Raw genomic sequence first — 20,642 nt, forward strand, 5'->3', positions numbered from 1 at the left:
AATTTGTATTGACCATTTATAAGCCGATTGCTTTTTTTTTAAAACCTTCCCTACTAAAGACCCGCCGAAGCTAAACCTCGATAAATAATAGATAAAACTCTTTTTTACAATGACTAAAATGCTGAACTTAATCCGTATTACTACTTTTACCACGATGCCCAATGGCCGAAACCTACAAAGTGGAGATGAGCTTAGATATGACTTCAAAATCGAAAATATTAGTGATTCAATCATTGATAATATCTGTATCAATAAAGAAGGCGAAGAGTGTTATACAGAAGGGATATCTATCAGTCCAGGAGTTTGTCAAACCATAAGTAAAACCTATTTCCTAACTAAGGAAGATGAACGGACCGGCATTATCCGGAATACTTCCATCCTATCTGGCCAGATATCTTCAGGTGAAATCATTACTGAAACGCTGACTGGATTAAATGAGATAAAATAAACACCATATCATGCCAGAAGGAATAAACGGGCTAAAAGAAACTGGCTGTATCCTAAATATAGATTTGTCATACTGAGCCCGTCGAAGGACTTGCTTAAATACTTCGCAGAGCATTTCGACAGGCTCAATGTGACAGATGTTGCTATTATTGTGCTACATCGGCGTAAGATGTACCAATTCTTATTTTTTTGACAAAATGGGTTACCTGTGAAGAATCACCTCCGTAAACTCCCCATTTCGGATCGCAATAGTCGACATCCAAAGTTCTGCAATATAACCGCTGGCTACCATTTGCGAGGGTCTGTTTAACGCCATTGTACCAGAACTCGATATAACCCACGGCAGGATCTCTGGATACTTTCATCCGGATAACGAATTTAAGCCAGGTATTTACGGCCAGCGTGGTAGACCACGGTACTGTAGCAACATGGTTGTCGTCAAAATGCTGTAATTCAAGGTTTCCTGATTTGGTTCTGAGCATTAGTGGATGATTTTGTAATGATCCGGCCGTTGGATAGGATTTCCATTGAAATATGGCCTCTGTTTTTAATGTGGTTGGCATATAGATTTTACTGGTCCAGCCTATATATATTTCATCTCCATCCTGGGCTTCGTAGTTTTTGGCACCGTGCCCTTCCGTTCTGTGGCTGTTTGCAGGCTTCAAAAATTTCCAGGTTAAGGTACCCGTTTCATCATTTACGGTGGTTACCGTTCCTGTACCTTCAATGTTAATGTCATTCCATACATTGGCCGATCCGTTGGAGGCATCGCCATTAAAGAGTACAGACATGATCTGAACCCCTCCTGATGCAGTGTTTTGCTGTGCAGCTTTCTCCATTTTTTCTGCCGGCGTTTCCGTTGTTGATTGTTTCTTGCAGCCGTACTGCATTACAGTGGCGCAGGCAAGCGCCAGAATTACAAGTTTAAAAGTTCTCATAAGTTATTATTTTGGTTAGTAATAACTAAATTTAGCTTCTTATTTCAGGTCATTATTCTGCACTATAGGCTAATTAATCAGCTGGATTAGCATAGAGATGTTTTAATTCAAGTGCATAGGATCAGTTAAATCATCACCACGCAGGTAGCTGCCCGGCTTTAATGAGAAACCTCATGCTGTTTCAGCATCCTCACCTTCTTTACAGAAGAGCAGCAACCCGGCCACTACAAAGGAATATATATTTCATCATTCAGCTGCTTATCGAATTCATCGTTTTTTATTTTGAGGCTGGTTTTTGCTATTCTTACAAAATAATTTTGGTTCAGATCACCGTTATTCTCCAGCCTGTTGTCTAAGCAATACAGTGTGGTCAGGATCTGCTTTTGAGTATCATTACTTTGCAGGATGATATATTTGCCATTGTTCACCTTCTTCACGTTGGCAGGTGTGATGTCCTTGAAATTTTTACAGTCATCGCGTAGCTGCCGGTACTGCCCATCGCTCATGTAGACCGACACCTCCACTTTTCTAAACCTATGGGAATGGTCTGCGTAAAAGTCGACGACCTCTTTGGGCTTGACCTCCAGGCGTTTGAAACTGAAGGTTCCTTCGGCTACATTTTTCGCCGGAATTCTGTAGATGTGGTAAAGTGTATCCGCCATTACATATTTCCCAAGCTTTTCATCAAAAACCTCCTCGCCCTTGGGCAGTTTGTAATACTTTTCTGTTTTTGAAAACAACGTGTCCAATTGCTCAGAAAACGTAATCTTGTCCAGGTCAAGAACTCCATATTTGGCACCAATATACCCCGGATTTTCTTGTCCGTTACAGCTCATAACCATCAATAACAGGCTGATGTAAATTGGCATTTGACACAGCCTGGTGCTGTTATTTCTTATTTTGTTCTTCAAAGTCAATATATCTATCAATGTGTCCAAATATTTTGATTTCACTACCTTCCAGGAGTTGCGGGTTCATAGTTCCAAGCTTAAGAGCATTGAACCTGATTTCCGCATCGCTAATGGTTGATTTTGAGGTGATGTAGCCAGATTTTGGAATAATATATACACCGCTGCTCCCTATCTTTTTGGTAACCTCTGGCTCTGAATCGTAATTTTGCTGTGTTTTTGTCGAAGTACTTAACAACACGCTTTTCATGATCGACAATTCGTCTATATCTCTCAGATTCTTCCAGGAAACCACAAAATCCTTGTCGAAATCCCCTTTCTCATCACATATAATATCCTTTTCCCTGCTTTCAGCAAGGGGAGCGATCCTTCCCAGAAAATAAGATTTCCCGTTTGATAAAGTGATCTGAAAATTATATTCCTTTTCAACGGGAACGTCACTAGCCGAATATTTGGAGGTTGTGGTATAGTACAGTTCCTGCCTTTCTGTATAGACCAGATCTGTATCGTTGACTTTCATTTTGATGCTTTTGTTACGGATAGGCTTGCCGTCTTTATCATATAAAAAAACCGTTACCTCGTTCTTCTTTTTGTTGGTCAGGTCCTGGGAGATCTCAATACGCACATCTATAGCGGAAAGATCATTCAGGTTTCCCTCGGACAAGGGGGATTTACAGGCGATTACCAACAGCAGCAGGGCCAGCGAGAATAATTTAATGGTGAATGATCTAATCATTATAAGATGAATTTAAGAAGTCAATAAATGATTCGGGCACTAAAGTGAAGTTTTGACTTTCTAACCCCTCAGGCTATGATATAAATTTGTCCCTCTTCTGAGATTAAAAAAACATTGCCTCCACTATCATATGCTAAAGGAACTTTTTTCCCGAAAACTATTTTACTCGATTGATCATCCTCCACTATTTTCTCGATAGGCAGTAAGCCGTATGTTATCGGATTAAAACCATTGATACTAAAGCCCATTAATTCTTCGGCATAGCTTAACAGTTGTGATGTTAAAAGTGGGCCAGTGCCAGGCTGACTATGATCCCAAAAGTCGTTTCTATCCATCTTTTCATCAAACTAAAACATATCACCATTTGGGGGTCACTACAAAGATAACACATTTCACCATTTAGTGATATAAATTTTATTACTTTTGATTACATTTCAATCGGCACGGAAATTATGGAACGAAAATCAATCAAGGGCGCAGTCCGCAACAAGGAACAAACCAAGCAGAAATTTTTGGCGGCAGTTGGAAAGATTCTGAAAATAAAGGGTTTTTCGGGCCTGAAGGTAAACGATATTGCGGCAACTGCCGGGCTGGACAAAAAGTTGATCTATAATTATTTTGGAGGTACCGATCAGCTGATCGATGAATATATCCAATCCCAGGACTTTTGGAGCAATGTTAAAAGTGAAGAAGTAAATCTGAATATTACAGACGGCGGTCAGGCACTTTCCAAAGCAATGCTCTTGTCGCAGTTCGACCATGTTTTTAAGAATAAAGAACTCCAGAAAATCATTTTAGGTGGATTAACTGAAAATAGAAGCTCGCTGAAAAGACTTGCCGAAAAAAGAGAAGAAGAAGGAAACCTGATGTTCGAACATATCTCCGACCCTCATTTTGGCGACAAAGCATCACGCTTTCGTGCAATCATGGCGCTGCTGATCTCCGGTATTTACTACCTTGACATATACGCGACCACAAATAACCAGACTTTTTGTGGCCTCGATGTGAGCAGTAAGGAAGGCAGGACCAAAATCGAAGAAGCGATGTCTTTTATTGTGGAACAGACTTATGCCGACCGAAAAGATAAATAGGATTCTAAAAATGAAACTTATACTGAATATTTTATTGGCTTGCGCGCTCCTCTCCTGCCACTCGGGCAAGGAAAAAAGTCCGAAGGCACATTTACCTAAAACAGCAGCCCACGAAATTAGACAACATCAAAAAACTGCTTCCAAACCAATGCCTCATCAACTGATGGAGTTTGTCAAATACAATGATGATGGCGACTACTTCCTCGTGACGGCAAAGAAAGGCGACAGCTTATTTACGTTCATCAATGAAAGTGATGACAGGTCGCTGTTAAGGGGCGACATTTATCAAGAACGGCATAAATATAGATAATGATGCACACCCTTAACACGCTCAACAAAAAACTGACTTTGTAAACAAAGTTAATTGACACGCTAAACAAAATCTACCTTTGACCAACCGCCTAAATTTGTCCTATACATTTAATCAAAACAAAAATGGAAAAGAACAATGATCAAGGCGCGTTACAACACCCACTGGGCTCAGGCTTTAGCGCGACCTCAACAGCAACAGAAGTTATCAAAGGCATTGACCTTAAAGGAAAGATCGCCATAGTAACCGGTGGTAACGCAGGCATTGGCCTGGAAACGATAAAAGTATTGGCAGCAGCAGGCGCAACCGTAATCGTACCAGCCAGGGATATGGAAAAAGCAAATAAAAACCTCAAGGGCATCCCAAATGTGGAAATTGAACCCATGGATCTTGCTAAGCCTGACACCATTGATGCATTCGCCGAAAAATTCCTCACCTCCGGCAGACCGCTACATTTACTGATCAACAATGCCGGAATTATGTGGGTGCCTTTGCAAAGGGACAGCCGTGGTTTCGAATCACAACTATCGACTAATTATCTGGGACAGTTTCAGCTGGTGGCGAGATTATGGCCGGCACTTAAAGTCGCTAATGGGGCGCGCGTAGTCAATGTTTCTTCTCTGGGACACCACATGGCACCTTTTGATTTCGAGGATCCCAACTTCGAGCACAGGGAATACCAGACGCTCTTAGGATATGGACAGTCGAAAACAGCCAGTAACCTATTCGCCCTCGAACTGGATAACCGTGCAAAAGCACATCGGGTAAGAGCCTACTCCCTACATCCAGGATCAATCGCCGGAACTGAGCTAGCCAGGGATGCCGATATGGAACTGTTCAAACAGATGGGCTTTTTTGATGAGCATGGAAATATGCGTCCAGAAATACTGGCCGGCCTTAAAACCATACCGCAAGGCGCCGCAACTTCGGTATGGGTGGCAACCAGTCCTTTGCTTAACCATATCGGTGGCGTTTACTGCGAGGATGGCGATATCGCCGAACTGCTACCGGAGGACCCCACTGTACAAACTAAAGCTAAATTACACCAAAGTGGCGTGTTGGCCTATTCGCTAGATGAAAGCAGCGCAAAAAGACTATGGAAACTAACTGAAGATATGACAGGGATTGAATTCAATGTAAACTAGTATTTAGTCGATGGCGGCCAGTGCATCTGGTAGAAATGAGCAAAAACTAATAACTTTATCACAATGGAACATATATCCAAATACCTGACCAAGGACATCAAGCTTTCCAGCTATGAGGACAAACTCTTTAAATCAGACCTGATGTTTGATGACCACATGCTGGTGTGGTTCATTTCGGGAGAAACCAGGATCATACAGGCAGAATCCACCTTCAGCTTTAAAACAGGTGATATTTTTCTGATCCCAAGGAACGAACTGGCAACGATCATCAACTACCCGAAAAACGGCATGCCACATAAAACCGTGGTGATGCATTTATCCACCGATCGGTTAAAAAAGTTCTACGAAAAAAATGAGCATACAAAGAAAACACAAACCCAGCAGAAGATATACCGCTTCAGCAATCATCCATTGCTGGAAAGCTGCCTGGCTTCATTAATCCCTTATTTTGAGGTAGAAGGTGAATTCCCCGAAAGCCTGGCCACACTCAAGATTGAAGAGGCGATCAATATCCTGCGGCTGATCGATCCCAGCGTAGACAGCGTCCTTGCCAACTTCGATGTTCCGGGTAAGATCGATCTGATCGATTTTATGCAACGCAATTTTATGTTCAACATGCCCCTGGAGAAACTGGGCTACCTGACAGGCCGCAGCCTGTCAACCTTTAACAGGGACTTCAAAAAACTGTTTAATACCACGCCTCAAAAGTGGCTGACGGATAAAAGACTGGAACTGGCCTACTATCACCTGGCCGAGAAAAAGAAAAAACCGACTGAGATTTACCTCGAAGTCGGTTTTGAAGACCTCTCCCATTTTTCTTTTATTTTCAAAAAGAAATACGGGGTATCTCCCAATCAGCTTTTGCCAAACAAATATTAAACAGATTAAGCCATTTGACATCTCCATGCTTTCAGCCAAAGTAAACGATCTGCTCTATATACTAACGGTTGCAGCTTGTTCCCACCAGAATTATAGCCCGTAAATTTGAGTAACGATACCTATATTTTTCTTGGTTAAAACTTTTATTTTATTCGCTTTGTTACTTTCATTAAAAAAAGAAATTTATGGCAAAGACAGAAAGTACAGACAGCGAGTATGAGAATGGCAAGAACGCAGATGCCCAGGAAAAACTTTCTCAGATAGCCCTTGGAAACACACAAGCTGCTAAAAGTATACTGAACGAGGCTGAACCGATTCCGAGCACACCCAAAACTTCCGGAACCGGAGCAAATCCTGCTGCTGCAACTCCAAACTCCCTGATTGTTCATGAAGATGTGAGCGGAGATGAACGGTACGAGGAAGGTTCCAGTGAAACTCCGGAAAAAGACAAATAAGATGCTGCGGCTTCGTCGAAAAATTGATTTCATTAATGCTAATAACTCTGAAAGAATTACAGTAACATGGACAAACATATATGTATCCTGGAGGATGATCCTGGGATAAGAGAGATCCTGGAAATACTTTTATCGGAAGAAGGTTATCATGTGGAAGGATATTCTACTGTTCACGACTTTTTTTCAAAAAAGAATTCGGCCCCTGATCTGTTTATCCTGGATGTAATGCTTCCTGATGGAAATGGGATGAAAGTTTGCAATTTATTAAAGTCTGATCCTGCAACAAAGGCTACACCGATAATGATGATGAGTGCACATGCGGATCTACCGCAAATGACCAGCGGCTGTAAGGCTGAGGAATTTGTAGTGAAGCCCTTTGATATACATGTGCTTTTGAGGAAAATATCCAGGCAAATCAATTCTGGCCCAGGCACATAACAATGTTTTTCAGCTATTACAATAATCAGTTCTAAACAGAACCATCAAAGCGGGAAAAAACAATTACCGGGCAAGACAGTATACAAGGATTAGACTAACTAACATAAAGTGAAGGCTATGTTCTCGCTGCCGGGAGATGCTGAACACCCAAATACCTTGAAAGGTATCGTTGCTTTTGGCGTTCGGAACGCAATAATTTCTGTACCGGAGCCTGCTTAATATATTGATCTTGCAGATTATTGCTAATGGAACTGGATTAGTTTTCATGAAAATAAAAATTCACGGAACCGTCAATTTTTACTAATATTTTTAGTTTACTGATTGAGAATTGTAATTTTATAACATGAACCTTTTTGGAGAAACAGCATTATTTGACGGAGGCATAAAGAGGTACACAGATTTCAGTATACCCGATACTGAACTGCTACTATGGCAGCATTTTTTTAACAAAAACGAGGCAGATAATTATTATAAAATTCTTTTAGCCGAAACACCCTGGCAGCAGCGCATGCGAAAAATGTATGATAAGGTGGTGGTTGACCCCAGACTAACGGCCTATTATGGAGGCGAAAACGGCTATCAATGGACACCCATCCTCATGGAAATAAAAAAGATGGTGGAAAATGGCTGTGGCATCAGTTTCGACCGGGTGCTATTGAACCTGTACCGTGATGGAAAGGATTCCGTGGCCTGGCACAGCGATACGCTTCCTGTTGACGGTAAACATCATCACATTGCATCGGTAACTTTTGGTGATACCAGAATTTTTAAGGTACGCCACAAATTCAGAAAAGATATTGCAGCGCTGGATATACCACTGACACACGGAAGTTTTCTGCTGATGGATGAGACCATGCAGGATCACTATGAACACCATGTACCAAAAACTGCACGCAATGTCGGCCCAAGGATTAATCTCACTTTCCGTATTTCTGAATCGAGTAAACCGGTTTATTGATTAGTATCTATACCCCGTACAGTGCTAAAATTTAAGAATGACATTATTCTGACGGCAATAAAACATACCAAGTAGTATGTTTGTAATAATATGATGTCAAAAGCAGCCAATACTAAATATCTTATTTTAACTAAATCACTTGATCTGATCTATAAAAAAGGGTACCAGGCCACGAGCGTTGACGATATTATAGCGACAACTAATCTGACCAAAGGGGCTTTTTTCTACCATTTTAAATCCAAAGAAGACATGGGTTTAGCGATCATCAATGAAATATTTTATCCTAAAGTGCGGGAGGAAGTATCCCAGAGACTGGAAAAAGTTTCGGGTATTACCAGCCAAATCTATAAGGCTTTTCACTTCCTGCTTTTAGGTAACCGGGCATTAAATATCATTTACGGATGTCCGGTGGTAAATTTGATTGAAGAGATGTCGCCCATTAGTGAACCCTTCAGAAAATCGTTGAACAGGTTAATCAAGCGGGTGCAGCAAGCGTTGGAACTGGCGCTAACCTCCGCCCAAATGAAAAACGAAATACGCAAAGATGTTGATCCCAGGCGTGTTGCTATATTCCTGCTGACAGGCTATTCTGGCGTGAGAAACATGGGTAAAGTGCTGGGAAAAGAATCTTACGTCCAATTTCTGAGAGAACTGAAATTTTACCTCAACAACCTCAAATAAAAAAATTTGTTATAAAACATACCACTTAGTACTTTTCAACATGTATGATGCAATACTTCCGATTCACTCCTTACTCAGATGGCTTGTCCTGCTGGGCCTGATCTATTCGATCAATCTATCAGCTCGTGGATATTTCCGGGGCTGGCAGTTCAGCAAAAGGCACGATAGTATCCGGCACTGGACAGCAACCATAACACACATCCAGTTGATCTTAGGGATTTTGCTTTATACAAAAAGCATAACAGTAAAGGCTTTTTTTTCCGGCATCCAAAGCACGGAATCGTTATTCTTTGGGGCCATTCATATCTCGTTCATGCTTACTGCCATCGTATTGGTCACTGTTGGCTCAGCAAAAGCAAAGCGAAAAAAAGAAAGCAACGAAAAGTTTAAGACAGTGTTGATCTGGTTCTCCCTGGCCCTCCTGATCATTCTGCTTGCAATACCATGGCCCTTTTCGCCGCTCGCCCACCGTCCCCTGATTAGAAATTATTAATATATAAAATCATGACATACTTTTTTAAAACACAGATCGGCAGGCTACGCCTGGTCGGCTACCTGGAAGGCATCTCTCTTCTTGTGCTTATTTTTGTTGCCGTACCGCTGAAACATTACTTTAATGACCCCAGGCTGGTTAAAAATCTGGGACCTATACATGGAGCGCTTTTCCTGCTGTTTATCTTCCTCACGATTAGCGTAGGTGTAGAAGAGAAATGGAAATTCAAAGACACTACCTGGAAAATTTTGCTGGCCTGTGTTGTGCCGTTTGGAACCTTTTATATCGACCGGCATATTCTGCAGCACACTGAAGCCAACCAGATAGGCAAGGATGAAAAATAAGTTGTTCCTATTGCTTTTCTTTACAGTCGTTATAGCCTATGTCGTATTTATGCACGACATCGGGAACAAACCAATAAGTAACAGGAGCCACTTTAATGGAATGCTTTCCGCTTATGGTCTTTTCCGTGGTGAAATAGCGAGCCTGGAACCTGCAGCGGGGGTTGAAATTCTTGATTTAGGATCAACCCTTTTTACCGATTACGCCGAAAAGCAAAGATTGATCAGGTTGCCAAAGGGTAAGCGAATGCGTGCAACCGGTAATTCGCTGCCCGAATTCCCGGAAGGTACTATTATTGCAAAAACCTTCTATTATTCGTACGCGAAAGAAAAACGACGCAGGCTGATTGAAACCCGGCTGCTAATCCTTCAAAACGGGCTATGGAATGCCGCGACCTATCAGTGGGACACAGCGCAGAAAGACGCGATATTGCTGGAAAAGGGTGCTATTGTTCCAGTTAGCTACCAAGGTAAGGATGGAATTTTCCGCCAGATCAATTACCAAATTCCCTCCCAAAAAGATTGCGGAAGCTGCCATCGATCTGACAACCAGTTGATACCAATTGGCCCAACGATCAGAAATTTAAACATTGAAGTCATCCGTAATGGAAAGAGCCAAAGTCAGCTAGTCTATCTCCACGAAAAGGGCTTGCTAGATTATAAAGACAAAGGCCGTTTTGGAACAATCCCTAACTTCCATGATGTATCATTGCCAACAGAACCGAGGGCAAGAGCATACATGGCCATGAATTGTGCTCATTGCCATCGGCCGACAGGTATGGCTGGCCGAAAATCCTTAAACCTGGATTTTGCAACAAGCTATAAAAATACAGGTATTCCATTCAATAAGCAGAATATAATAGAAAGAACCGCCGCTATGGGGGCATACCACATGCCAAAAATGGGCACGACTGTTATTGACACAGCGGGTGTTGCCCTGATTAGGCGATACATCCTAAGCCTGAAGTGATTTATGGCTATTGAACAGGTTATTCCATAAATGTTTTACTAAACAGGCGTTTTAAACCAAAAGCCACCTTTTCTATCATGTTCAAATCAGTATTCAACCATTTCATTATCCAGAAAGCAGTACATCCACCGTTCTCCTGGTTCTGATGAAATGATAACTGGATGTTTTTCTGCCCGGCAATGATGCGACATATGTTGCATTGGCGATGAATCACAGCATAAGGTAATGCCACAAGTTTGGCAGGTACGAAGATGCACCCAATCCGTACCTTGTTTTATGCAGGCTTCACAAACACGTTCTTTTGCAGTTTTTAATTCTTTTACAGCCTCTATGTGGCTGCATATGCTGTTGCTTTCCATAATTACAATTTTGATAAATATTGATGAACCTGGGTTACCGCCATGGCACCTTCACCTACGGCCGACGCAACCCTTTTTACCGAATTAAACCTAACATCCCCGGCAGCAAAAGAGCCCGGGACACTGGTTTCTAAATGATAAGGCGGACGTTCCAATTCCCAGCACATCTTATATTGATCAAGGCTAAGCAAATCGTTACCTGTATAAAGATATCCATTTCTATCCCTGCAGATTGCAGTTTCAACAGCCCATTCGGTATTGGGTTTTCCACCTATACAGATGAATAATTTAGAGGTGTCGTGCCATGCTTCTGTTCCATCCTGACTGTTTACAATTTTGATGCGCTGTAGATAATCATCACCCTCCAATGCCGCTACTTCAGCATAATACAGGACATGAATATTCTTAATGGCCGCTATCCGCTGAATCAGGTATTCAGACAGGGTATCGGCAAGGTTACCTTTTCGGATTACCATGAAAACGCGTTTGGCAAAGCCAGAAAAATAGGTAGCAGCCTGTCCGGCAGAGTTTCCTCCACCAACAATGTAAAGGTCTTTATCCTGGCAGAAAAAAGCCTCACTTGCACCGGCACCATAATAAACTCCTTTATGAAAAAACCGGTCCTCATCAGGGAGATTCAACCGGGCATACTCCACTCCGGTTGCACAGATATTTGTTTTGGCGACCAGCTTTTCGCCGCTTGCAAAATCTACATGGATTCTATTGTCATAAAATGAGCCTTTGATCCCCTCCTTTAAAAGCAAAATCTCGACACCGAATTTTAGTGCTTGCTGCCTCGCTCTTTCCGCAAGGTTTGCTCCGGATATTCCTTCAGGAAAACCCAGGTAATTTTCGATCAGCGAACTTGTACCAGCCTGTCCGCCAATGGCCTCACGTTCAATCAGAATGGTTTTCAGTCCTTCTGATGCCGCATAAACCGCAGCACTTAATCCTGCGGGGCCAGCACCATAGATGGAAAGATCATATTCTGCATATTTGGGTTCGGTAATCCAGCCCAGATTACAGGCAATCTGTTCTAAGCTTGGATTTATGATCACTTTGCCATCAGGAAATTCTATTACAGGTTGCTTTTCCGGATTATTAAATGAGGTAATTCCCTGGCCCCAGCCCAAATCATCTTGTGTAATGTCAAACCATTCGAAATCGATAACACTTCGTTTTAAAAAGTCTCTTATGGGGTAAATTTCAGGCGAATCTGGTTTACCGTATAGTTTTAGCTTATTCATGGGCACTTCCTAATCAGTTCGGCTTTTTAATTGATTAATCACTTCATCTCCAGCGCTTTCGGATGAAGTTCCGTAACCGTTTACAAAGATTCCCTTTATTTTACCATCAATAGAGGATATGGCATAAACAATGGCCTCATCATCAGGATCTGATTCGCCTTCAAAACGATAATGTCTATCAATCAAAAACTGCTCGGGAAATTCTTGTATCGGATTTTCTCCATCATTGATCTGACTACTTTTCAGATTAAAATCGACTATATAACCTTGTTCAGCAAGCGCATTAACCACTTCGGAAAGTGAAGTCATTTCTCCGATATGTTTTAAATAATCGTTATCCATAATCATTTGTTCTTTTTGAATGATGTGTTAATTTACCAAAAAACAAACCAACCCGCAAAGAACTGTAAAACAAAACTTTAAAAAAAAATAAATAATAAAAGATTGACGATATAAAGTGAATTTATGATAAGCTTCAGGCATATTTTTTTATTAAAAATAAATGATCAGGAGATGAATTTTTCAATGCATTAAAAAGTAAAAAAGAGTGGTTTAAACTAATTTAAATGGTTATCTTTAAATAAAAAAATCATGATTATAGACCCAAATAAAGAAGAACTTTCTGACGATAAGGAAGATGCATTAACCAGTGAAGAAGATGCGCTAAATCAAAGTACAATCATTAGTGATGAAAGCGCTGCTGAACACGATGCTGATTTATTAGATCAGGCAGATAAGGCCTCGCGCTCATCTTTCGAATTGGATATTTAGGCCAATCGTTATGCCGGGAAAAATGGCGATATCTTTGGAAATTTCAGGAGATATCGCCATTTCAGCAAGCAATGCGCAAGAGGGTAAGCATGAAAACTATTGCTTTAAGATGATCAATAAATGTGTTTTTTGGCCAGGCCAAGCTTTTTGATTTTCGAATTCAATGTGGTTGCCGGAACGCCCAATAGTTTTGCAGCGCCATGCTGACCAGAAATCCGCCCGTTACACAACGCTAGTACCGAGAATATATGATCGCGTTCGTTTTCAAATATGGTTTTAACAAATCCAACTGAAGATACGGATGCTTTGTTATTGCCCGGAATTTCGATCTCCTTAATCACATTCCCATCTGCCATCACCACCTGTCTTTCGATGAGGTGTTCCAATTCTCTTACATTCCCGGGCCAGCTGTAAGCCATCATCGTGGAAATTGCCTTCTTTGAAAATCCGTCCAGGTTTCGATTCGACTTTTTGGCGAATTTCTTTAAGAAAAAAGTAGCCAGCACAGCGATATCTGATTTCCGGTTTCGAAGCGGTGGTAGTGAAACCGGGAAAACATTTAACCTGTAATATAAATCACGTCTAAATCTTCCCGCCTCCACTTCTGCTAAAAGATTTCTGTTTGTGGCCGAGATAATGCGTACATCCGTAGGGATGGTTGTTTTACCACCCACACGTTCTATTTCCTTTTCCTGTAAAACACGGAGCAATTTAACCTGTAAATCAAGCGGTAACTCGCCTATTTCATCCAGGAAGATTGTACTCTTATGTGCTTGTTCAAACTTGCCGATCCTTCTTTCCGTGGCACCCGTAAAACTCCCTTTTTCATGGCCAAAAAGTTCTGATTCGATCAAATTAGGTGGAATGGCGCCACAATTAACCTTAATCATTGTTTTCTGGCTTCTTGTAGACGTGTCGTGAATTGCATTAGCGATCAACTCTTTACCCGTTCCCGTTTCGCCCAAAATTAAAACCGTGGTTTCTGTGGAGGAAATCCGATTGAGCATGCTGTAAACCTCCTGCATTTCCGGACTACTGCCAACAATTTCAGGGTATGTAAGAATTTCAGATGATTCTTTCGGTTTAAAAATGAGGTATTCAGCAAGCTGTGCACGTAGTTTTTCAATTTCCTTTTCTAACTGCTTAATTTTCTCCTCAGCAACTGCTGATATTTTAGGCCCATTTAGAATTTCAGACTTGGCGGGCGTTGCAAAATCAGGCTCATAAACATTTCTTTCCTCCATTACAGCTAACAGTCCGGCAATAAAATCGGCAATGTTACAGCAAAAAGTCAATCCTTCTGCACTTAATTCCCGGTTGTGATTATGAAGTTCGAAAGTACCCAGTATTCGGCCGTTATGCGCTAAAGGAATATAACAATGAAAATGATATGCTGTAGGATGATTGGTGAGGCAGTGGTTCTCGCCAAAGTCGGCTATCCATTCTTGCCGCGATCTGAGCACAGGGAAATCAAACCCCGAAATTTCTTTTGTAATCAGCGAAAGGCTAACCGGATCGGAAATGGTTTCAGTGCAGGATATTTTTCCTGAAATGGCCTCTGTCAGATAGACTCTCGTAATGTGGCTCATTTCATCGTTGTAAAGAATTAATACCCCACAATCGATAGAAAATAATGGATGCAGCTTAGAAAAACACACCCTGAAATAATTCTTTTAGCGTAAAATTCTTTTCTTGTTTTGCTACTGTTTCTGCCCTTGCATCGAAATAAGAATCGGCATGAGAGTTAATATTGTTGCCATTAACATGAGTACTCGTGTTAAAATATGATTCCTGCTTTGTCATTTTTTATAATTGATCTTTCCCAAAATACTTATCCGGGAATCGGATGAATGAACTTTAAGGCAATCACAAAACGAACAACATCCGGATGATTATTCATCATCACAGAGCGATTGAGGATTGATTCGATAGGGATTGGTCTTTGTTTCTTGTTCAAACCCGCGAATTCAAAGAACATGCCAAAGACAAGAATATGGCGCTAATGCTGTATAATCAATATAACGATAATAAATGACTCACGATATTTCGCTAAAAAGCGATTTTGGATACGAAATACAGTAGGGAGCTGATGATTGAATGAGAGAATTAGGGAATGACTGAATGAGAGAGGGACCGAATGAGAGAATGAAGGGTAGTTGAAAGAAATACAATTGCAGTTTTTGTCATTCTGACGATAGGAAGAATCTGTTTCCTATTGGCAATAACGGATGAGCCGGTACAAGCTGGGAAAGGTATTTTTTTAGGTTGCAGATCCTTCGTACCTCAGGATGACAGAATCCCTTAGTGTGGTCGTCATTCTCGCGCAGGCGGGAATCTTAAAGCGCTTGCATTAAGATTATCTGCGATGAGCACTTCGTGGTTCCCATGGAATTGCAATAGTTTACTAGAGTTTTTTCGTTGTCAGATCAATTATTTCGAGAAGCATTACTTGGCTTTCTTTTAAGCAACATTTTTTCTATTACTTAGCATTTCTTCAAATTCTTTTGGAGTCATGTATGCAAGAGTAGAATGCCTTCTTTTTCGGTTATACCAGACCTCCACATATTCGAATATCGCCAATCTGGCTTGGCTTCTGGTGCGAAAATTTTCGTGGTATACCATTTCTGTTTTCATTGTTTTAAAAAAACTCTCCGCCACTGCATTGTCCCAGCAGTTACCTTTTCTGCTCATGCTTTGATTTACTGAAAATTTCATCAATTGCTTTCTAAATTCATTACAAGCGTATTGCAATCCTCTGTCTGAATGAAAAATTAATTCCTGGGTAATCGGACGGTTTCTTATCGCCATTTTCCATGCTGCGATCGTTGTTTGTCCGGCATCCATGGTTTCGCTAAGCGCCCAGCCAACAATTTTTCTATCTGCCAGGTCCATTACTGTCGTCAGATAAAGCCAGCCTTCACCAGTTCGGATATAAGTAAGGTCAGAGACCCATTTTTGGCTAATCTCCGCCGCATAAAAATCTCTGTTAAGAATATTTTCTGCAGGCAGATATAAATGGTCAGGATCAGTAGTCTGCACCCGATATTTATTGCGGGTAATACTTTTTATGTTTGCTTTCCGCATCAATCTGGCTACTCTTGGTCTAGAAACAAGGATTCCTTGTGCCTTTAATTCTGAGGTTATACGGGGCGCGCCATAACGGTATTTACTATCCTTGTGAATCTTTTTGATCTGCACCAAAAGTTCAGCCTGATCAATGGACCGCTTACCCAATGGATGTTTCAGCCAGTAATAAAAGCCACTACAGCTTACCGCGAACGTTCTACACATCTTTTCAACAGGAAATATCTGCCGGTGTTCCTTTATAAATCCGAATATCTCCCGTCTCCCTTGGAAAAGATGCCTACCGCCTTTTTTAATATGTCACGTTCTAGCTGTGCCTCTTTAAGCTCCTTTTGAAGCTTATTGATCAGTTTCTGGTCTTCGGTAAGGTTTACTAAATCTTGTTTAGCTGTTCCTTGCCGTTCCCTCCATTTACTTAGTAGATTAGGGCTTATACCTAATTCTTTTGCAACCTCTTTGATCGATCCACGAACCATAGCTAAATCTAAGGCCATTTTTCTAAAGGGTTCATCAAACATTTGTCTGCTCATATATTCAAATTTAAAGTTTTAAGTTTAAATCTGACAAACAAGACCTCTAGTCAAAGATAGCAACTCCACCAATCGAGTTACCAATGACAGATTCTAAAATTGGCGTCATCTCGACCGAAGCAAATGCGGAGTGGAGAGATCTTTGAACTATGTTAAAAGATCTCTCCACTGCGGTCGAGATGACGATTGCTCTTACGGTTCGTCACCCTGAACTTGTTTCAGGGTCTTTCATGCAATAGATTCTCCACTTCGCGTTGCTTCGGTCGAAATGACGATACCTCACAACCTATAACCGTCAATTCATTTTTTTTTTAAATCTGGGGCTCAAGATGACAGATATATTTGTATAAGATGGTAACATCTGACACCATGGAGATTCTTCAACTTATTTTTTTGGATGTTTTGGTAGCCAATTCAGCAAAACTTTAACAATATCATTAAAAAAAAGATTATAAGTATCTTGAGTCACAAAACCGATGTGCGGCGTAGCCAGTACATTCTTCAATTTTCTGAAAGGGTGGTTTTCATCAAGCGGTTCTTTATCAAAAACATCTAAAGCCGCACCGGCAATCTTATTTTCTTCCAAACTTTTGATCAATGCATTTTCATCAACCAATGGGCCTCTTGAGGTATTGATCAGGTAGGCCGTCGGTTTCATTAACGCCAGATCATCGGCCCCTACAATGCCTTTACTCCTATCGCTCAACACCATGTGCACAGTTAAATAATCAGCTTCCTGAAATAAAGTTTTCTTGTCTACATACCTGGCTCCACCAGCTATTGCTTTTTCGGGCGTTAAGTTTTCGCTCCAGGCAATCACATCCATATCAAAAACTTTCGCTACGGCAGCAACCTGTGCACCTAAATTCCCAAGTCCCAATATGCCCAGGGTTCTACCCTTTAAATCGTTACCCACCATATGCTGCCAGCCGCCTGCACGTAAATTGGCATTTTCCTGCGGAATGTGTTTTGCGATGGCCATTAACAGCGCCCAGGTAAGCTCTAATGCGCCATGGCCCAGGTAGCCGGTGTGCTGCACTTCAATACCCAGTTTTTCTGCGGCAGCAAGATCTATAGAACGGTTTCTGGCCCCTGTAGACACAATTAATTTGAGATTAGGTAAACGCATCAGCAAACCTGGTGTTAAAGGGGTACGTTCGCGCATGACGCAAATGATTTCAAAATGCTTTAAGCGTGCTACAATTTCATCCTCTTCATGAAGGTGATTGGTAAATACTTCAATTTCCGCATATTCGGTAACCAGTGTCCAGTCAGCAAATGATTTCGCTACATCCTGATAATCATCGAGTATCGCAATTTTATATTTTGACATATTTTATGGATTAAATGCTTTTTTATTACATAGCTGGTGTTTCGGTAAAGTTAATTTTCTTTGATGATGCTGCCCAGAAAACCCAGAGTAAAACACAAATGCTAAGGGCTAAATCCGGATAGAAGAACGACACAGCAAAAGCAGCTAAATAAGTTGGAAAGCCATACAGGTAGTTGTTCCGGAGTTGCCTGATGGCGGCATCACTAATTCCGGGGCGCAATAATTTTTTATCCAGAGTAGCCTGTTGCCACAACAGGTTAAAAGCCAGATTAATCAAAACGAACAAGCCAGTATAAATGGTAACGGAAAGCTGTTTCGAATCTGTAAGAAAAAACTTCGCCAATAAGGCACTGGGATAAGAAACAAGCGAAACCAGGAACAGAATGAATCCGTTAGCAAACATCAGTCCCGTGTTTCGCTTGTAAATCTGTTTGAAAATTTTGTGGTGATTTACCCAAATAATAAAAATACTAAAGAACGAAATGATAAAGGCGATATAACCGGGCCACTGCATTTTTAATGCATTTAAGAAATAAATTGGGTTATCTCCTTCGCTTGTTTCCGGGATATGCAATTCGAGCACTAAAAGTGTAATAGCGATAGCAAAAACGCCATCGCTGAAAGCCTCAATTCTGCCCGTTTCTTTTTCCATTATTTAATTAATTCTTAAAAATTAACTTATTCACCTGCGAGATTTCTGCCTGGCTGATGGTGTGCCCCATATTTTCGTAAATAATTTCGGTAACCTGCGCACCCATTTCTTCGAGTAAAACTGTCGATTCTTTTACCCGGGATACCGGGACATGCATATCGGGATCGCTGCTTCCGATAAAGATCGGTGTGCCATCAAAGTTACCATGATAATTACGGTGATCTACCTTTTCGCCGATAAGCCCCCCTGTAAAGGCCACCACGCCACCATAACGTGCGGCATTTACGGCAACGAAATCGAGCGTTAAACAGGCACCCTGCGAAAAGCCCAAAAAGTAGATCTGTTCTTTCGAAAAGCCTTCTTTTTCCAAATCAAGTACTGTTTCTTTTATGGTGTTTAAAGCATTTGAGAGCGATGGCTCATTATATTCCCTCGGTGCTAAAAATGACTGTGGATACCAGGTATTATTTTCTGCCTGTGGCGCTACCAATGCAAAATTGGAAACATTAAGATAGGCTGCTATTGATAAAATATCCTGTGCCGTGCCGCCACGCCCATGGATCAAGATCAGCACTTTTTCTGCCTGATCGAAGCTTTTTCCTGCTTTTATACGTTCTTTCATTGCTATTCTTCTTCTTTTACTTTGTTCCAGATATCATGGTATAAATCTTCGTGCCGTTTAAACTGTATATGCACATAAGGGCACATCGGAATCACCATCAACTTATTTTCGCGGACATAGGCTACCATTGCATCAAGCAACATTTTCGCATAACCTTTTCCTTCTTTTGCTGTGTCTACTTCAGTATGATAAACCGTTAAATCGTTACCAATGATATCAAAAATCATTTCGCCAACTTTTCCGTCTTCATCATAAATATCGAACGAACTTGGTTCGCCTTCCTGAATGTTTAATTTTACTTGTGCCATGTTTTCTAAGTTAATTTTGGAAGTAATTTTTCTAAATCATCACGTAAATGCTCATGTTGATGTGGCAACTTTAAATGTGTGCCCAATTCATTCAGAGGTTCATCAACGGTGAAGCCTGGATTTTCTGTTGCAATTTCGAAAAGTACGCTTCCTGGTTCCCGGAAGTATAATGAGTAAAAATAATCGCGGTCGATTTTTGGAGTGATCTGTAAATTTTTACTCAAAATCTGTTCCCTTAATTCCATTTGAATATCTTCATTTTTAACACGGAATGCAACATGATGGTTTGTACCGGCAGCATTTCTGCCCCTGTGGCCAGCTGGAACTTCCAACAGATCGACAATGGCTGCATTTTCTACTGTATCGGTAATGAAGCGATAGCGGTTTTCTTCTTGTGCCAATAAACGGTAACCAAATAAATCGGTAAGCACCTTTGCTGTTTCATCGATACTTTGCAAGGTTAAAGTGGTGCTGTGAAAACCTTTGGTAGCTGTATCCTTTTTAATGTCAGCGGTTTCCCAAGCTGTTCTGATATCTGCCGTTTTTGGTACAATTAAACTCAATGACAAACCGTCCGGATCTTTAAAAGCCAATACCTGCTCGCCGAAACGTTCCGTAATTTCTTTTGTTTTAACGTTTGTAGCACCAAACCGCTCTAACCAGAATTGATGACTGCCTTCAGGTACCGAATAACCAATTTCTGTTGCCATTCCTACGCCTTCGGTTCCCTGGCCGATTCCATCCCATGGAAAAAAGGTCAGAATCGTTCCCGCCGATCCGGTTTCATCGCCATAATAAAGGTGATAAGTACCGGGATCATCGAAGTTAACCGTCTTTTTCACTAGTCTTAAACCCAATGTTTTGGTATAAAAATCGAAGTTCTGCTGTGCATTGCCTGCAATCGCTGTGATGTGGTGCAAGCCTAAAATGTTATTATTCATATCGT

The 20,642-nt window shown here is 41.1% G+C and carries 28 protein-coding genes; 13 read left to right on the top strand and 15 right to left on the bottom strand.

All coding sequences use genetic code 11. The features are described 5' to 3' along the window. The first annotated feature begins 109 nt into the window (after positions 1–109). Entirely contained in the window at positions 110–448 is a 339-nt protein-coding gene (locus tag QF042_RS17295; RefSeq protein WP_307530639.1) for a hypothetical protein, read from the top strand. Positions 449–593: 145 nt separating this feature from the next. Here the strand turns inward: QF042_RS17295 and QF042_RS17300 are convergent, their stop codons facing one another. The 4 genes from QF042_RS17300 to QF042_RS17315 all read right to left on the bottom strand — a co-directional run bounded on the left by QF042_RS17300 (position 594) and on the right by QF042_RS17315 (position 3,364). Then, entirely contained in the window at positions 594–1,385 is a 792-nt protein-coding gene (locus tag QF042_RS17300) for a heparin lyase I family protein (RefSeq protein WP_307530641.1), read from the bottom strand. Positions 1,386–1,609: 224 nt separating this feature from the next. Next, positions 1,610–2,296 (bottom strand): hypothetical protein, encoded by a 687-nt coding sequence (locus tag QF042_RS17305; RefSeq protein WP_307530643.1) that lies wholly within the window; start codon positions 2,294–2,296, stop codon positions 1,610–1,612. After that, positions 2,274–3,029 carry a hypothetical protein gene (locus QF042_RS17310; protein WP_307530645.1) on the bottom strand — a complete coding sequence of 252 codons (756 nt, stop codon included), beginning with the start codon at positions 3,027–3,029 and terminating at the stop codon, positions 2,274–2,276. The genes QF042_RS17305 and QF042_RS17310 overlap by 23 nt, the downstream gene beginning before the upstream one ends. Positions 3,030–3,097: 68 nt before the next feature. Continuing rightward, entirely contained in the window at positions 3,098–3,364 is a 267-nt protein-coding gene (locus QF042_RS17315; RefSeq protein ID WP_307530647.1) for a hypothetical protein, read from the bottom strand. Between the two features lie 117 nt (positions 3,365–3,481). On the opposite strand from QF042_RS17315, the gene QF042_RS17320 reads away from it, so the two are divergent. The 11 genes from QF042_RS17320 to QF042_RS17370 all read left to right on the top strand — a co-directional run bounded on the left by QF042_RS17320 (position 3,482) and on the right by QF042_RS17370 (position 10,790). Continuing rightward, the gene (locus tag QF042_RS17320; RefSeq protein WP_307530649.1) at positions 3,482–4,120 is read left to right on the top strand and encodes a TetR/AcrR family transcriptional regulator; all 639 of its coding nucleotides are present in this window, start codon (positions 3,482–3,484) and stop codon (positions 4,118–4,120) included. Between the two features lie 10 nt (positions 4,121–4,130). After that, on the top strand, positions 4,131–4,430 hold the full coding sequence (locus QF042_RS17325) for a hypothetical protein (protein ID WP_307530651.1): 300 nt from the start codon (positions 4,131–4,133) through the stop codon (positions 4,428–4,430). 125 nt (positions 4,431–4,555) lie between these two features. After that, entirely contained in the window at positions 4,556–5,575 is a 1,020-nt protein-coding gene (locus tag QF042_RS17330; protein ID WP_307530653.1) for an SDR family NAD(P)-dependent oxidoreductase, read from the top strand. A 63-nt stretch (positions 5,576–5,638) separates the two neighbouring features. Continuing rightward, complete coding sequence (locus QF042_RS17335; protein ID WP_307530655.1) at positions 5,639–6,454, top strand: AraC family transcriptional regulator; 816 nt, start codon at positions 5,639–5,641, stop codon at positions 6,452–6,454. 185 nt (positions 6,455–6,639) lie between these two features. Next, the gene (locus QF042_RS17340; protein WP_307530657.1) at positions 6,640–6,909 is read left to right on the top strand and encodes a hypothetical protein; all 270 of its coding nucleotides are present in this window, start codon (positions 6,640–6,642) and stop codon (positions 6,907–6,909) included. A 66-nt stretch (positions 6,910–6,975) separates the two neighbouring features. Beyond that, positions 6,976–7,347 (top strand): response regulator transcription factor, encoded by a 372-nt coding sequence (locus tag QF042_RS17345; protein WP_307530659.1) that lies wholly within the window; start codon positions 6,976–6,978, stop codon positions 7,345–7,347. A gap of 343 nt (positions 7,348–7,690) precedes the next feature. Continuing rightward, positions 7,691–8,305, top strand: a complete 615-nt coding sequence (locus QF042_RS17350; RefSeq protein WP_307530661.1) for an alpha-ketoglutarate-dependent dioxygenase AlkB — start codon at positions 7,691–7,693, stop codon at positions 8,303–8,305. A gap of 90 nt (positions 8,306–8,395) precedes the next feature. Next, entirely contained in the window at positions 8,396–8,986 is a 591-nt protein-coding gene (locus QF042_RS17355) for a TetR/AcrR family transcriptional regulator (protein WP_307530663.1), read from the top strand. A 40-nt stretch (positions 8,987–9,026) separates the two neighbouring features. Next, positions 9,027–9,479, top strand: a complete 453-nt coding sequence (locus QF042_RS17360; protein WP_307530665.1) for a hypothetical protein — start codon at positions 9,027–9,029, stop codon at positions 9,477–9,479. A gap of 11 nt (positions 9,480–9,490) precedes the next feature. After that, positions 9,491–9,823 carry a DUF3817 domain-containing protein gene (locus QF042_RS17365; protein ID WP_307530668.1) on the top strand — a complete coding sequence of 111 codons (333 nt, stop codon included), beginning with the start codon at positions 9,491–9,493 and terminating at the stop codon, positions 9,821–9,823. Then, entirely contained in the window at positions 9,813–10,790 is a 978-nt protein-coding gene (locus QF042_RS17370) for a c-type cytochrome (protein ID WP_307530669.1), read from the top strand. The genes QF042_RS17365 and QF042_RS17370 overlap by 11 nt, the downstream gene beginning before the upstream one ends. 86 nt (positions 10,791–10,876) lie before the next feature. Here QF042_RS17370 and QF042_RS17375 read toward each other — a convergent pair whose 3' ends face one another. From QF042_RS17375 to QF042_RS17385, 3 genes are read right to left on the bottom strand one after another with little or no spacing between them, the layout of a single operon-like run. Continuing rightward, complete coding sequence (locus QF042_RS17375; RefSeq protein WP_307530671.1) at positions 10,877–11,149, bottom strand: UBP-type zinc finger domain-containing protein; 273 nt, start codon at positions 11,147–11,149, stop codon at positions 10,877–10,879. A gap of 2 nt (positions 11,150–11,151) precedes the next feature. After that, positions 11,152–12,396 (bottom strand): NAD(P)/FAD-dependent oxidoreductase, encoded by a 1,245-nt coding sequence (locus QF042_RS17380; protein ID WP_307530673.1) that lies wholly within the window; start codon positions 12,394–12,396, stop codon positions 11,152–11,154. A 9-nt stretch (positions 12,397–12,405) separates the two neighbouring features. Then, positions 12,406–12,738: a phosphoribosylpyrophosphate synthetase gene (locus QF042_RS17385; protein ID WP_307530675.1), complete on the bottom strand. Its 333-nt coding sequence runs from the start codon at positions 12,736–12,738 to the stop codon at positions 12,406–12,408. A 249-nt stretch (positions 12,739–12,987) separates the two neighbouring features. Here QF042_RS17385 and QF042_RS17390 point away from each other — a divergent pair, with 249 nt between their 5' ends. Next, positions 12,988–13,167 (top strand): hypothetical protein, encoded by a 180-nt coding sequence (locus QF042_RS17390; RefSeq protein WP_307530677.1) that lies wholly within the window; start codon positions 12,988–12,990, stop codon positions 13,165–13,167. A gap of 113 nt (positions 13,168–13,280) precedes the next feature. On the opposite strand, the gene QF042_RS17395 is transcribed toward QF042_RS17390, so the two are convergent. The 8 genes from QF042_RS17395 to QF042_RS17430 all read right to left on the bottom strand — a co-directional run bounded on the left by QF042_RS17395 (position 13,281) and on the right by QF042_RS17430 (position 20,637). Continuing rightward, positions 13,281–14,756 (bottom strand): sigma-54-dependent Fis family transcriptional regulator, encoded by a 1,476-nt coding sequence (locus tag QF042_RS17395; RefSeq protein ID WP_307530679.1) that lies wholly within the window; start codon positions 14,754–14,756, stop codon positions 13,281–13,283. A 55-nt stretch (positions 14,757–14,811) separates the two neighbouring features. Next, the gene (locus QF042_RS17400; RefSeq protein ID WP_307530681.1) at positions 14,812–14,970 is read right to left on the bottom strand and encodes a hypothetical protein; all 159 of its coding nucleotides are present in this window, start codon (positions 14,968–14,970) and stop codon (positions 14,812–14,814) included. A gap of 657 nt (positions 14,971–15,627) precedes the next feature. Next, a protein-coding gene (locus tag QF042_RS17405) for an IS3 family transposase (protein ID WP_307528534.1) occupies positions 15,628–16,781 on the bottom strand; the annotation gives its coding sequence in 2 pieces (ribosomal slippage) (positions 15,628–16,547 and positions 16,547–16,781; 1,155 coding nt in all). A 385-nt stretch (positions 16,782–17,166) separates the two neighbouring features. After that, positions 17,167–18,114, bottom strand: coding sequence for a D-2-hydroxyacid dehydrogenase family protein (locus QF042_RS17410; RefSeq protein WP_307530683.1), 948 nt, complete (start codon positions 18,112–18,114; stop codon positions 17,167–17,169). Between the two features lie 25 nt (positions 18,115–18,139). Then, positions 18,140–18,766 carry a TMEM175 family protein gene (locus QF042_RS17415; protein WP_307530684.1) on the bottom strand — a complete coding sequence of 209 codons (627 nt, stop codon included), beginning with the start codon at positions 18,764–18,766 and terminating at the stop codon, positions 18,140–18,142. A gap of 7 nt (positions 18,767–18,773) precedes the next feature. Further along, positions 18,774–19,388 (bottom strand): alpha/beta hydrolase, encoded by a 615-nt coding sequence (locus QF042_RS17420; protein WP_307530686.1) that lies wholly within the window; start codon positions 19,386–19,388, stop codon positions 18,774–18,776. Positions 19,389–19,390: 2 nt separating this feature from the next. Next, positions 19,391–19,696 (bottom strand): GNAT family N-acetyltransferase, encoded by a 306-nt coding sequence (locus QF042_RS17425; RefSeq protein ID WP_307530688.1) that lies wholly within the window; start codon positions 19,694–19,696, stop codon positions 19,391–19,393. Positions 19,697–19,701: 5 nt separating this feature from the next. After that, positions 19,702–20,637, bottom strand: a complete 936-nt coding sequence (locus tag QF042_RS17430; RefSeq protein WP_307530690.1) for a ring-cleaving dioxygenase — start codon at positions 20,635–20,637, stop codon at positions 19,702–19,704. Positions 20,638–20,642 lie beyond the last annotated feature (5 nt).

Source organism: Pedobacter sp. W3I1, from assembly GCF_030816015.1.
Taxonomy (GTDB): domain Bacteria; phylum Bacteroidota; class Bacteroidia; order Sphingobacteriales; family Sphingobacteriaceae; genus Pedobacter.

Bases quoted from the DNA above. Each gene is read 5' to 3' on its own strand.
- QF042_RS17415 (WP_307530684.1), bottom strand. From the start codon at position 18,766: ATGGAAAAAGAAACGGGCAGAATTGAGGCTTTCAGCGATGGCGTTTTT.
- QF042_RS17400 (WP_307530681.1), bottom strand. From the start codon at position 14,970: ATGACAAAGCAGGAATCATATTTTAACACGAGTACTCATGTTAATGGC.
- QF042_RS17335 (WP_307530655.1), top strand. From the start codon at position 5,639: ATGGAACATATATCCAAATACCTGACCAAGGACATCAAGCTTTCCAGC.
- QF042_RS17330 (WP_307530653.1), top strand. From the start codon at position 4,556: ATGGAAAAGAACAATGATCAAGGCGCGTTACAACACCCACTGGGCTCA.
- QF042_RS17300 (WP_307530641.1), bottom strand. From the start codon at position 1,385: ATGAGAACTTTTAAACTTGTAATTCTGGCGCTTGCCTGCGCCACTGTA.
- QF042_RS17355 (WP_307530663.1), top strand. From the start codon at position 8,396: ATGATGTCAAAAGCAGCCAATACTAAATATCTTATTTTAACTAAATCA.
- QF042_RS17390 (WP_307530677.1), top strand. From the start codon at position 12,988: ATGATTATAGACCCAAATAAAGAAGAACTTTCTGACGATAAGGAAGAT.
- QF042_RS17325 (WP_307530651.1), top strand. From the start codon at position 4,131: ATGAAACTTATACTGAATATTTTATTGGCTTGCGCGCTCCTCTCCTGC.
- QF042_RS17315 (WP_307530647.1), bottom strand. From the start codon at position 3,364: ATGGATAGAAACGACTTTTGGGATCATAGTCAGCCTGGCACTGGCCCA.
- QF042_RS17370 (WP_307530669.1), top strand. From the start codon at position 9,813: ATGAAAAATAAGTTGTTCCTATTGCTTTTCTTTACAGTCGTTATAGCC.
- QF042_RS17320 (WP_307530649.1), top strand. From the start codon at position 3,482: ATGGAACGAAAATCAATCAAGGGCGCAGTCCGCAACAAGGAACAAACC.
- QF042_RS17430 (WP_307530690.1), bottom strand. From the start codon at position 20,637: ATGAATAATAACATTTTAGGCTTGCACCACATCACAGCGATTGCAGGC.
- QF042_RS17310 (WP_307530645.1), bottom strand. From the start codon at position 3,029: ATGATTAGATCATTCACCATTAAATTATTCTCGCTGGCCCTGCTGCTG.
- QF042_RS17410 (WP_307530683.1), bottom strand. From the start codon at position 18,114: ATGTCAAAATATAAAATTGCGATACTCGATGATTATCAGGATGTAGCG.
- QF042_RS17420 (WP_307530686.1), bottom strand. From the start codon at position 19,388: ATGAAAGAACGTATAAAAGCAGGAAAAAGCTTCGATCAGGCAGAAAAA.
- QF042_RS17380 (WP_307530673.1), bottom strand. From the start codon at position 12,396: ATGAATAAGCTAAAACTATACGGTAAACCAGATTCGCCTGAAATTTAC.
- QF042_RS17350 (WP_307530661.1), top strand. From the start codon at position 7,691: ATGAACCTTTTTGGAGAAACAGCATTATTTGACGGAGGCATAAAGAGG.
- QF042_RS17295 (WP_307530639.1), top strand. From the start codon at position 110: ATGACTAAAATGCTGAACTTAATCCGTATTACTACTTTTACCACGATG.
- QF042_RS17395 (WP_307530679.1), bottom strand. From the start codon at position 14,756: ATGAGCCACATTACGAGAGTCTATCTGACAGAGGCCATTTCAGGAAAA.
- QF042_RS17375 (WP_307530671.1), bottom strand. From the start codon at position 11,149: ATGGAAAGCAACAGCATATGCAGCCACATAGAGGCTGTAAAAGAATTA.
- QF042_RS17340 (WP_307530657.1), top strand. From the start codon at position 6,640: ATGGCAAAGACAGAAAGTACAGACAGCGAGTATGAGAATGGCAAGAAC.
- QF042_RS17360 (WP_307530665.1), top strand. From the start codon at position 9,027: ATGTATGATGCAATACTTCCGATTCACTCCTTACTCAGATGGCTTGTC.
- QF042_RS17425 (WP_307530688.1), bottom strand. From the start codon at position 19,696: ATGGCACAAGTAAAATTAAACATTCAGGAAGGCGAACCAAGTTCGTTC.
- QF042_RS17345 (WP_307530659.1), top strand. From the start codon at position 6,976: ATGGACAAACATATATGTATCCTGGAGGATGATCCTGGGATAAGAGAG.
- QF042_RS17365 (WP_307530668.1), top strand. From the start codon at position 9,491: ATGACATACTTTTTTAAAACACAGATCGGCAGGCTACGCCTGGTCGGC.
- QF042_RS17385 (WP_307530675.1), bottom strand. From the start codon at position 12,738: ATGGATAACGATTATTTAAAACATATCGGAGAAATGACTTCACTTTCC.